Source organism: Mitsuaria sp. TWR114, assembly GCF_007997345.1.
Map to the genome: position 1 here is coordinate 1 of NZ_VOSR01000301.1, position 10,751 is coordinate 10,751.

The 10,751-nt window shown below is 69.4% G+C and carries 6 protein-coding genes and 2 pseudogenes; 3 read left to right on the forward strand and 5 right to left on the reverse strand.

Features of this window, described 5'->3' with window-relative positions:
* The 3 genes from FUT87_RS12400 to FUT87_RS12410 form a co-directional block, all read right to left on the reverse strand.
* On the reverse strand, positions 1–649 hold a 649-nt coding region (locus tag FUT87_RS12400), incomplete at its 3' end, for a benzoate/H(+) symporter BenE family transporter (protein WP_186830503.1).
* A gap of 41 nt (positions 650–690) precedes the next feature.
* Positions 691–2,574, reverse strand: coding sequence for a potassium transporter Kup (locus FUT87_RS12405; protein WP_091728516.1), 1,884 nt, complete (start codon positions 2,572–2,574; stop codon positions 691–693).
* 202 nt (positions 2,575–2,776) lie between these two features.
* Positions 2,777–5,785: a TonB-dependent siderophore receptor gene (locus FUT87_RS12410; protein ID WP_147241215.1), complete on the reverse strand. Its 3,009-nt coding sequence runs from the start codon at positions 5,783–5,785 to the stop codon at positions 2,777–2,779.
* Positions 5,786–5,890: 105 nt separating this feature from the next.
* Between FUT87_RS12410 and FUT87_RS12415 the strand changes: the two genes are divergently transcribed.
* Positions 5,891–6,283 carry a LysR family transcriptional regulator gene (locus tag FUT87_RS12415; protein ID WP_222617125.1) on the forward strand — a complete coding sequence of 131 codons (393 nt, stop codon included), beginning with the start codon at positions 5,891–5,893 and terminating at the stop codon, positions 6,281–6,283.
* Positions 6,256–6,864, forward strand: coding sequence for a LysR substrate-binding domain-containing protein (locus FUT87_RS12420; RefSeq protein WP_255511791.1), 609 nt, complete (start codon positions 6,256–6,258; stop codon positions 6,862–6,864). The genes FUT87_RS12415 and FUT87_RS12420 overlap by 28 nt, the downstream gene beginning before the upstream one ends.
* Here the strand turns inward: FUT87_RS12420 and gshA are convergent.
* Both gshA and FUT87_RS12430 read right to left on the reverse strand, forming a co-directional pair.
* The gene (gene gshA, locus FUT87_RS12425; RefSeq protein ID WP_147241217.1) at positions 6,855–8,150 is read right to left on the reverse strand and encodes a glutamate--cysteine ligase; all 1,296 of its coding nucleotides are present in this window, start codon (positions 8,148–8,150) and stop codon (positions 6,855–6,857) included. The two genes, FUT87_RS12420 and gshA, sit on opposite strands and share 10 nt — an antisense overlap.
* A 91-nt stretch (positions 8,151–8,241) precedes the next feature.
* Positions 8,242–10,034, reverse strand: a pseudogene (locus FUT87_RS12430) (hydantoinase B/oxoprolinase family protein); the annotation flags it as partial.
* On the opposite strand from FUT87_RS12430, the pseudogene FUT87_RS30635 reads away from it, so the two are divergent.
* Positions 10,027–10,751, forward strand: a pseudogene (locus tag FUT87_RS30635) (hypothetical protein); the annotation flags it as partial. The pseudogenes FUT87_RS12430 and FUT87_RS30635 overlap by 8 nt on opposite strands.

Consider the following 10,751-nt stretch of genomic DNA (forward strand, 5'->3'; position numbering starts at 1 on the left):
GCGCCACGCCGACCAGCGCCGGCAGCGAGAACGCTGGCGTGACCCAGACCGGCATCGCCCAGCCCCACTCGACGGCCTCGAGATGCAGCCGGCCCTGCGCCGCCGCGACGGCGACGCCGGCGAGCAGCACCAGCGGCGTCGCGTAGCGCGGCAGGAAGCGGCGGGCCGCGACGTAGACGAGCGCCATCGTCAGGACCAGCGCGGGCGCGGTCTTCGTCGCGAGCACGGCGTCGAGCCCGAATCGCGCCAGCACGCCGGCCAACAGCGCGGAGGCGATGGCGATGGGGATGCGGTCCATGATCCGTTCGAACCAGCGGGTCGCGCCGGCGATGAGGATCAGCGCGCCGCAGACGATGAACGCACCGACGGCCTCGGGCATGGAGATGCCGGACACGCCGGCCAGCAGCGCGGCGCCAGGCGTCGACCAGGCGGTGAGGACGGGCTGGCGCGTCCACAGCGACAAGCCCAGGCTGGTCAGTCCCATGCCCAGCCCGAGCGCCCAGATCCAGGAGCTGGTCTGGGCCGGCGTCGCGCCCAGCGCCTGCGCGGCCTGGAACACGATGGCCACCGAGCTGGTGAAGCCCACGAGCACGGCCACGAAGCCCGCGACCGCGGCGGAGAGGGACAGGTCTTGCAGCCAGCGTTTCATGACGCGAAGCATAACGACCGCGCTCCGCGTCCTTGCGACCGTCAGATCTCGACCTTCGACCCCAGTTCCACGATCCGGTTGGTCGGCAGGTGCAGGAAGTCCGCCGCGGCAGCCGCGTTGCGGTGCATGCTCGCGAAGAGCTTCTCCCGCCACAGCGCCATGCCCGAGCCGATGGTCGGGATGACGATGTCGCGCGACAGGAAGTAGCTGGTCTCCATCTCGTCCAGGTGGACGCCGCGCTGCTCCAGCAGCTTGAGCGCGTCCGGCACGTCCGGTTCGTTCTTGAATCCGAAGTGCAGCGTCACCTGCCAGCAGTCGTTGTCCAGGCTCTCGACCTCGACACGTCTCTCGAAGCCGATCCACGGCACTTCGTGATGCTTGACGCTGACGAACAGGTTTTGCTCGTGCAGCACCTTGTTGTGCTTGAGGTTGTGCAGCAGCGCGTTGGGCGTGACGCCCTGCTCCGCCGACAGGAATACCGCGCTGCCCTGCACCCGCGTCGGCGGGTTGATGAACACCGCCTCGAGGAAGCTCTTCAGGTCGATCGCGTCCTCGCGCAGCTTGTCCGACAGCAGCCGGCGGCCCTGCTTCCAGGTCAGCATCAGCGTGAACATGCCGAAGCCGATCAGCAGCGGGAACCAGCCGCCGTGGGCGATCTTCAGCAGGTTGGAGGCCAGGAAGGTCGCGTCGATGACGAAGAACGCGCCGGTCGCCAGCACGCACAGCCACAGCGGATAGCGCCAGCCGAAGCGGATCACGAAGAAGGTCATGACCGTGGTGATGGTCATGTCGATGGTCACCGCCACGCCGTAGGCGCCGGCCAGCTTGCTCGACGAGCCGAAGAAGGCCACGGCCACGACGACGAAGGCGAACAGGCCCCAGTTGACGAAGGGCACGTAGATCTGGCCGATGTCCCGCACCGAGGTGTGCACGATGCGCATGCGCGGCAGCAGCCCGAGCTGCACCGCCTGCTTGGTCACCGAGAAGGCCGCCGTGATCAGCGCCTGCGAGGCCACGATCGCCGCCAGCGTCGCCAGCACGAACAGCGGGATCTCCGCCCAGCCCGGCGCCAGCAGGAAGAAGGGGTTCTTGATCGCTTCCGGCCGGTCCAGCAGCAGCGCACCCTGGCCGAAATAGTTCAGCGTCAGCGCCGGCATCACGAAGCTGTACCAGGCGATGCGGATCGGCTGCTTGCCGAAGTGGCCCAGGTCCGCGTACAGCGCCTCGCCGCCGGTCACCACCAGCACCACCGCGCCCAGCGCGACGAAGGCGATCCAGCCGTAGTGCGCGCAGAACTCGATCGCCCACATCGGGTTGATGGCCTGCAGCACATGCGGGTTGCCGACGATCTTGGGGATGCCCAGCAGCGCCAGCGAGGTGAACCACACCAGCATCACCGGCCCGAAGGCCTTGCCCACGCCGCCGGTGCCGAAGCGCTGGACCGCGAACAGCCCCGCCAGCACCACCAGGGAGATCGGCACCACCGCGTCGTGGTACTGCGGCGCGTAGACCTCGATGCCTTCGACCGCCGAGAGCACCGTCATCGCCGGCGTGATGACCGCGTCGCCGAAGAAGATCGCCGTGCCGAAGAGCCCCACCAGCATCAGCCCGCGTCGCAGCGTGGGTTTCTCGCGCACGGCGGTGGTGGCCAGCGCCAACATCGCGATCAGGCCGCCCTCGCCGTTGTTGTCCGCGCGCAGGATCAGCAGCACGTACTTGAAGGAGACCACGATGGTCATGGTCCAGAACAGCAGCGACAGCACCCCGAGGATGTTGTCGTGCGTCATGGGAACGTGCGCGCCGTGGAAGACTTCCTTGAGCGCGTACAGGGGGCTGGTGCCGATGTCGCCGTAGACGACACCGAGGGCGCCGATGGTCAGCCCGGCCAGGACGGCCGGCGAGCGGGGCGCGTTGTGTGAACTCACGAAAGGCGCGGCGGCCGCCCGGGCGCCGGAAGTCGAAAGCGCGTATTGTCTGCCTTCCGTTGTGCAGTGCGTCAATCGCCACTCCCGCCGTTGCGGGGGCGGGCTTGACGGACGGCGGCGGTTGCGCTTGGACCGGGAAATCCGGCCGCGAACGCCACCGCCCGCCGGCCGCCGTCTCCCGACGGCGCCGGCGGCACGCCGTTCACTGGAACACGTAGCTGGCGCCTACGGTGAAGCGGCGGCCCAGCAGGTTGGTCGCGCCGGTGTCGTAGTAGCTCAGCACCGTCGGGATGCCGTTGGCGCGGTCGTAGTCGTTGGTGAGGTTCACCACGCTGGCCGACAGCGTCAGGCCCTTGATGCCGCGGTAGGAGCCGCCCAGGTCGATGGTGCGGTCCCGGCCGACCCGGCAGCGGTTCAGGTTGCTCAGGAAGGCCCGCTGCGCCGCGGTCAGCGACGAGCAGACCGTGCTCGACAGCGGATCCGCGTGGTTGAAGCGCAGCCAGGCGCCCGCCTGGTCGGTGTCCCACTTGAAGGTGGCGCTGGCCCGGGTCTTGGAGATGTCCGAGACCGTCGTGCCCACCTGGCGCTGCACCGCCTGGCCTTTCACCACCACCTGGTCGTAGCGCGCCGTGTAGGTGCCGTTGACGTTCAGGCTGAACTTGCCCCAGGCCGTCGGCGGCAGCCGCAGGTTCAGGTCGTAGTCGATGCCCGAGGTCTTGGTCCACTCGTTGTTGCCGTACTGGCGCACCAGCATGATGATCGGCCCGCTGTTGTCCACGCCCGGCAGCCAGGTCTGCGGATTGGGATCTCGCACGACCTGCGTGTTGCCCGCCGGGTTGGCGTTGTAGTCGTCCATGATGTCCACGCCGCGCTGCGAGCGGATCTCGTTCTTGCGGTGGAAGTACCAGCCGTCGATCGCTAGGTCCGCGTACTGGCTCGGCGTGAAGATCATGCCGAAGGTGAAGGAGTTGGACTTCTCCGGCTGCAGGTCCGGATTGGCGCTGATCACCGTCGGCAGGCTGCCCGGGCTGGTGGTGCCCGACGGCACCGCGGTGAAGCCCAGCACGTTGCAGTCGCGGTTGTTGGCCACCGGCGCCTTGCTCACCGGCGCGTTCGGGTTGCTGGTGTCGCAGCGCAGGCTGTCGAAGACGCGGCGCTCCTGGAAGCTGTGGAAGGACAGCGCGAAGGAGTTGCCGATCTGCGAGATCGCCGGCGCGCGGAAGCCGGTGGCCGCCGTGCCGCGGAAGACCATCAGCGAGGGCAGCGCCGTCCACTTGAAGCCGGCCTTGCCGGTGGTGCTGTTGCCGAAGTCGTCGTAGTGCTCGTAGCGCGCCGCGGCCTGCAGCTCCAGCTGCTTGACCACCGGCAGGCTCATCTCGGTGAACGCGGCGTAGGACTTGCGGCTGCCCGAGGCGCCATTGGCCACCAGGCCGATGTAGTCGCCGGTCGAGTAGACGTCATCGGGAATCGCCTCCAGCTTTTCCTTGCGCAGCTCGGTGCCGATGGCGATGGCCGCGCGGCCGCCGGGCAGGTCGAACAGCTCGCGGCTGCCGCGCACGTCCCAGGAGACCAGGCGCGACTTGCCCTCGTTGTAGGCCGTCGACGACACGCTGTTGATCGCCTCACGCGAGTTGGGCTTGCCGAAGCGGTAGCTGCCGTTGGCGATCGCGGCGTTGAGCAGCGAGCTGCGCACGCGGCCTTCCTGGAAGCGCTCGTTGTCGTTCTGGCTGAACAGGATCGCGGTGTCGAAGTCCCAGCCGAAGGCGGTGCCCTCCAGGCCCGCGGTCAGGCGCGTGGAGCGCAGCACGTTGATGTCGCCGGTGGGCAGGTCCTCGAAGCGGTAGATCAGCTGCACCTGCTGCGGGTTGGCGGTGCCGTTGGTCGGGTTGTCCGGGTGGCCGACGGGCAGGATTATCGCGTTCTGGCGCAGGAAGCTGCCGTCGAGCTTGGGCCAGGTCGTCGCGACCGGGTTGCCCGAGGTGACCAGCGAGGTGGTCATCGCATAGGGCGCGCGCTGCTCCACCGTCCTGGTCTTGGACACCATCAGGTCCGCATAGGCGGTCAGCGCGTCGTTGATCGCGAAGGTGCCGCGCACCATGCCGCTGGTGCGGTCCTGTTTGGCGACGACCTCGTCCGCATCGTCCAGGCTGAAGCGGCACATGCCGGTGGGCAGCGAGGCCGTGGTGGGCAGGAAACCCGCCGGCCGGTTCGGCACGCCCTGGCCGACGGTGCGCTCGGGCGGGCAGCCCGACAGCGTGCCCAGGTAATTCACCCCCGACAGGTTGCTGTTGGCGACGTTGATGCCATTGATCGAGGTGGTGCCGGTGAGGCTGGTCGGCACACGGTAGTAGTTGCCGTAGAACGAGGCCGAGGAGTCCGGCGTGAAGCGCGCCAGCGAGCCGTTGCTGGTCAGGTACTGGTTCTGCAGCGCCAGGTTGCCGCGGTCCTTGAGCTCGTTGGCCATCACGCTGTCGCGCTTGGAGACTTCCAGGCCGCCGAAGACGTTGAAGCGCTGCGTGTCCAGGTTGCCGAAGCCGAAGGTCAGGGACCCGTTCTTCGTCGCGCCGACGCCGCGGTCGTTGGCGCCGTAGGAGGCGCTGCCCTCGATGCCCTGGTAGTCCTTGCGCAGGATGTAGTTGACGACGCCGGCCATCGCGTCCGAGCCGTACATCGCCGAGGCGCCGTCCTTCAGGATGTCGATGCGCTCGATCGCCTCCTTGGGGATGGTGTTGACGTTGATCATCGAGCCGCGGCCGAAGTTCACGTCCACCGCCGCCACCGGCGCGGTGCGGCGGCCGTTGATCAGGATCAGCGTGCCCTGGGAGCCGAAGCCGCGCAGCGAGATCGTCGACACGCCGCCGACGAAGCCCGAGGCCGCGCCGTCGCCGATCGAGCCGATGTCCACCGCGGAATTCGCACGCAGCAGCTCCTCGACGTTGGCGTAGCCGGAGTTGCGGATCTGCTCGCGGGTGATACTTTGGACCACCGACGGCGTCTCCTTGTCGGTGCGTTTGATCAGCGTGCCGGTGATCTCCACCCGCTCCAGCTTCTTCGCATCGTCCGAGGGCGCGGATGGGGTGGGGGTCGCGGCCTGCGGGGCCTGGGGGGCCGGGGACTGGGCCTGGGACGGGCTGGCCAACGCCAGGGCCGCTGCGGCGGCGGCCCACTGCAGGACGTGCAGGCGTTGCGGACGGGAAAAACGACGGACCATGTGGCAATCACTCCTGTGACAAGACTCGGGGGAGGCGTGCGTCACGGTAAGGAGCGGTTCCCGATGGCCCATGAAGCTTTGTGATGGACTTGTGAACCTCAGGTTATGAACGCGTCATCCACCTCCCCCGAAGCCGCCGAACACTTCGTCATGCGGCGCATGTCGCTGCGGCATGCGCGGGTGCTGCTGGCGCTGCGCGACACCGGCAACATCAGCGCCGCGGCCGATCTGCTGCATGTCACCCAGCCCGCGGTGAGCAAGACGCTGGCGGAGCTGGAGCAGGGGCTGGGACAAACCCTGTTCGTGCGGCGCGGACGCAACATGCAGCCGACGCCGCTGGGCCGGCGGCTGCTGGTGCTGGCCGGCAAGCTCGACGCCGATCTGCAGCGGCCGCCGGCGATGTCGCCACGATGGTGCGCGGCGCGTCCGGCGAGGTGCGCATCGGTGCGACCAACGCAGCGCTCGCACGCTTGTTGCCCATCGCGATCACCGCGATGAAGGGCGAGAACCCCGGCGTCACGGTGAGCGTGCGCACCCACGCGCTGCGCTCGCTCTTCACCGATCTGCTGGCGGGCACACTGGACCTGGTCGTCGCCCGCGCGATGCCGCAGGACGAGCCACTGGGCCTGGCGCGGGTGGCCCTGACGCCGCAGCCGGAGGTGCTGACGATGAGCGCGCAGCATCCGCTGGCGCGTACGCCGCGGCTGAGCTGGGAGGTGCTGAGCCGTCAGCGCTGGATCTGGCAGCTGCCGGGCACGCGCACCCGTCTGCTGATGGACCGGCTCTGGCAGGAGATGGGCCTGGCGCCGCCGACCGACCTGATCGAGAGCGGCGACGCGATGCTGGCGCTGAGCCTGATGCGCGAGATGCCGCTGGTCGCGGTGATGACCCAGGACATGGCGGTGGCGGCGGCCAAGCGCGGCGTGGTGGTGCTGCTGCCGCACGCGGTGGACCTGGGACTCGGGCCGATGAGCGTCTGGCATCTGCCGGACACGCAGGGCGAGGCGGTCGACCGCTTCAAGCAGCTGCTGGTGGAGGCCGCGCGCCCGGAGGGCGGCGCGGCCGGCGCTCAGGCGTAGTCTTCGGCGTCCGGATCGGTGGTCTCGAGCTCGTAGCTCGCCGCCAGCATCGCCAGGCGGCCGATCACGCCATACATGTAGAAGCGGTTGGGCGCGCTGGCGCCGGGCTTCTCGCCGGGCGCGGGCAGGTGCGACGAATGGGCGAAGGCCAGCGGCACGAAGCTCGAGCCCGGCGCGTTCAGGTTTTCATCCTCGGCCCGGTCCGCATGCACGCGGTAGAAGCCGCCGACGACGTAGCGGTCCATCATGTAGACCACCGGCTCGGCCACCGCCTCGTGGATGCGCTCGTGCGTGGCCACGCCTTCCTGCACCAGCACCTGGGACAGCGCCGGCACGCCCTGCAGCTTCGCCAGCTTCTCGCGCGCCTTGATCGCCAGCGCCTCGAGGTCCTTGGCGTCGCGGATGGTCATCACGCCCAGGCCATGGGTGCCGGCATCGGGCTTGACCACGACGAAGGGCTTCTCGTTGATGCCGTATTCCTTGTACTTGCGGCGGGTGCGGGTGAGCGTCGCGTCCACCTGCGCCTGCAGCGCGTCCAGCCCGGCGCCGGTGTTGAAGTCCAGGCCGTCGACCGCGACCGAATGCGGATAGATCAGCCACGGGTCCATGCCCAGCAGCTTGGCGAACTTCTTGGACACCTCCTCGTAGGCGCGGAAGTGCTGGCTCTTGCGGCGCTGCGCCCAGCCGGCGTGCAGCGGCGGCAGCAGGTACTGCTCGTGCAGGTGGGTGAGCGGGTCGGGGATGCCGGCCGACAGGTCGTCGTTCAGCAGGATGGTGCAGGGATCGAAGTCCTTGAGCATCAGCCGCGAGCGCTGGCGCACCAGCGGCTCCAGCGTCAGCGCGCTGCCGTCGGGCAGTGCGACGGTGGTCGGCTCCTTGATCGACTCGTCCAGCGAGCCCAGCCGCACGTTCAGGCCGGCCATCGAGAAGATGCGCACCAGCGTCGCCACGTTGGACAGGTAGAAGCTGCCGCGGTTCTTCGCCTCGGGCACCAGCAGCAGGTTCTTGGCCTCGGGGCAGATCTTCTCGATCGCCGCCATCGCCGCCTGGACGGCCAGCGGCAGCATCTCGGGCGTCAGGTTGTTGAAGCCGCCCGGGAACAGGTTGGTGTCCACCGGCGCCAGCTTGAAGCCGGCATTGCGCAGGTCCACCGAGCTGTAGAAGGGCGGCGTGTGCTCCATCCACTCGAGCCGGAACCAGCGTTCGATCGCCGGCATCGACTCGAGCACGCGCTGCTCCAGTTCATTGATGGGCCCGGTCAGGGCGGTGATGAGGTGAGGGACCATGATGGGCGGCGCCTGGACAGCCTGTGGGGCGGGTCTTCGGATTCTAGGCACGCCCACATGGGGGCTGTCCGCCCCATCTCAAGGGGAGGCCTCAGGGGGTGCCGTACCCGCCACCGCCCGGGGTGCGGATGACGAAGACATCCCCCGGCGCCATCTCCACCTGGCCGATGTGGCCGAGCGCCTCGACCCGCCCGTCGGCGCGTTCGACCCGGTTCTCCCCCACAGCGCCCGGCGACCCGCCCGCCATGCCGAAGGCGCCGGCGCCGCGGCCGTTGCTCAGGATCGAGGCCGTCATCGGCGTGAGGAAGCAGATGCGGCGCTCGCCGCCCTGCCCGCCTTGCCAGCGGCCGGCGCCCGCCGAGTCCTGGCGGATCGCGTAACTGTCCAGCCGTACCGGGAAGCGGAACTCCAGCACCTCGGGATCGGTCAGCCGGGAGTTGGTCATGTGGGTCTGCACGACCGAGGTGCCGTCGAAGCCGGGCCGGCGCCGGAGCCGCCGGAGATGGTCTCGTAGTACTGGTGGGTCGCGTCGCCGAAGGTGAAGTTGTTCATCGTGCACTGGCCGGCGGCCATCACGCCCAGCGCGCCATACAGCGCGTTGGTCACGCACTGCGAGGTCTCCACGTTGCCCGCCACCACCGCCGCCGGATGACGCGGGTTGAGCATGCAGCCCTCGGGCACGATCACGTCGATCGGCTTGAGGCAGCCGGCGTTGAGCGGGATCGCGTCGTCCACCAGCGTGCGGAACACGTAGAGCACCGCCGCCATCGTGATCGACTTGGGCGCATTGAAGTTGTTGGGCTGCTGGGCGCTGGTGCCGGTGAAGTCCACCGTCGCGCGTCGCGCCGCCGCATCCACCGTCACCTTCACCTGGATGCGCGCGCCGTTGTCCAGCGGCAGCGTGAACGCGCCGTCCCTCAGCACCGAGATGACGCGCCGCACCGACGCCTCGGCGTTGTCCTGCACGTGCTGCATGTAGGCCTCGACGGTGGCGCGGCCGAACTGCGTGACCATCGCCTGCAGTTCCTGCACGCCCTTCTCGTTCGCGGCCACCTGCGCGCGCAGGTCGGCCAGGTTCTGCGCCGGGTTGCGGCTCGGATGCGGCCCCGAGCGCAGCAGCGCCTGCAGTTCGGCCTCGCGCAGGCGGCCCTGCGCGACCAGCTGGAAGTTGTCGATCAGCACGCCCTCCTCGGTGATGTCCCGGGAGAACGGCGGCATCGAACCCGGCGTGATGCCGCCGATGTCGGCATGGTGACCGCGGCTGGCGACGAAGAAGCCGGGGCGGACATCGTCCTCGTCCAGGAAGACCGGCGTGACGACGGTGATGTCGGGCAGGTGCGTGCCGCCGTGGTACGGGTCGTTGAGCACGTAGACGTCGCCGCGCGCCATGTCCGGGTTGCGCTCGATCACCGAGCGGATGGACTCGCTCATCGAGCCCAGGTGCACCGGCATGTGCGGCGCGTTGGCGATCAGCTGGCCCCGGCCGTCGAAGAGCGCGCAGCTGAAATCCAGCCGCTCCTTGATGTTGACCGAGTGCGCCGTGTTCTGGAGCCGCAGCCCCATCTGCTCGGCGATGTTCATGAAGAGGTTGTTGAAGACCTCCAGCACGACCGGGTCGGCCTCGGTGCCGAGCGCGCGGGTGCGGGCGCGCTCGCGGATGCGCGTCAGCAGCAGGTCGCCCGAGGACTGCAGCTCGGCGCGCCACCCGGCGTCCACGACGGTCGTCGCATTGCGTTCGGCGACGATCGCCGGGCCATCGATGCGGGCGCCCGGTCTCAACGCATCGCGGTGATGCAGCTCGGCGTCGCGCCAGCCGGCCGGCTGGTCGTCCGCGAGGCAGTACATGCGCACGCGCTCCAGCGGTCTTGGGTGATGCGTGCTGGCGATGCCGGCCTCGACGCCCGAGCAGAAGGCGCGCGCGGCGCTCGCGCTGACGCGTGTCGACTGCCTGGATCCGGCCGCGACGCCGCCGAAGCGGGAGCAGATGGACCAGTGGCGCGCGGACGTGCTGGACAAGGTCGACCTGCGCGATCCGGCGCTCGCGACGCACTGGCGCAATCGCGTGCTGATGCGCCAGTCGGGCGTGTGGAGCAGCCTGTCCTTCATCCGCGCGCGGCGTGCCGGTGCTGGCGCTGGTGCTGGTGCCGGCGAAGGCGTGACAGCTGCGAGCCTTCAGGTTGATGCGTCGTCGGCCGCCTCGCGTCGCGCGCTGGAGGCGTTAGCGCGCATCGTGCCGACTGAGCTGTCGGACGACGACCAGCGCGACTACAACGACGCGGCGATGCGCGGCAACGCGATGCGCTGGGCGGCGCTGCCCGCGGGGCCGTCGACGCAGACGCTGGGCGGTTTCACGCTGACGGTGCTGCCGGGCCAGCCGGGCGAAACCTGCCTGACGCTGGCCATGAACGGCGCCAAGGAGGGCAGTCCGCCGCTGCTGCGCCACTGCGCGTGGGGGCTGGTGATGACGGCCTCGGCGCGGATCAACCGCGAGGGCAATGCGATCGCGATCGCGTCGGTGCCAGCCGACGGCTGGCGCGAACTCTGGCTGCTGCGCCGCACCGCGCAGGGCTGGCGCATGACGGCGCTGCCGCCGGTGGCGGC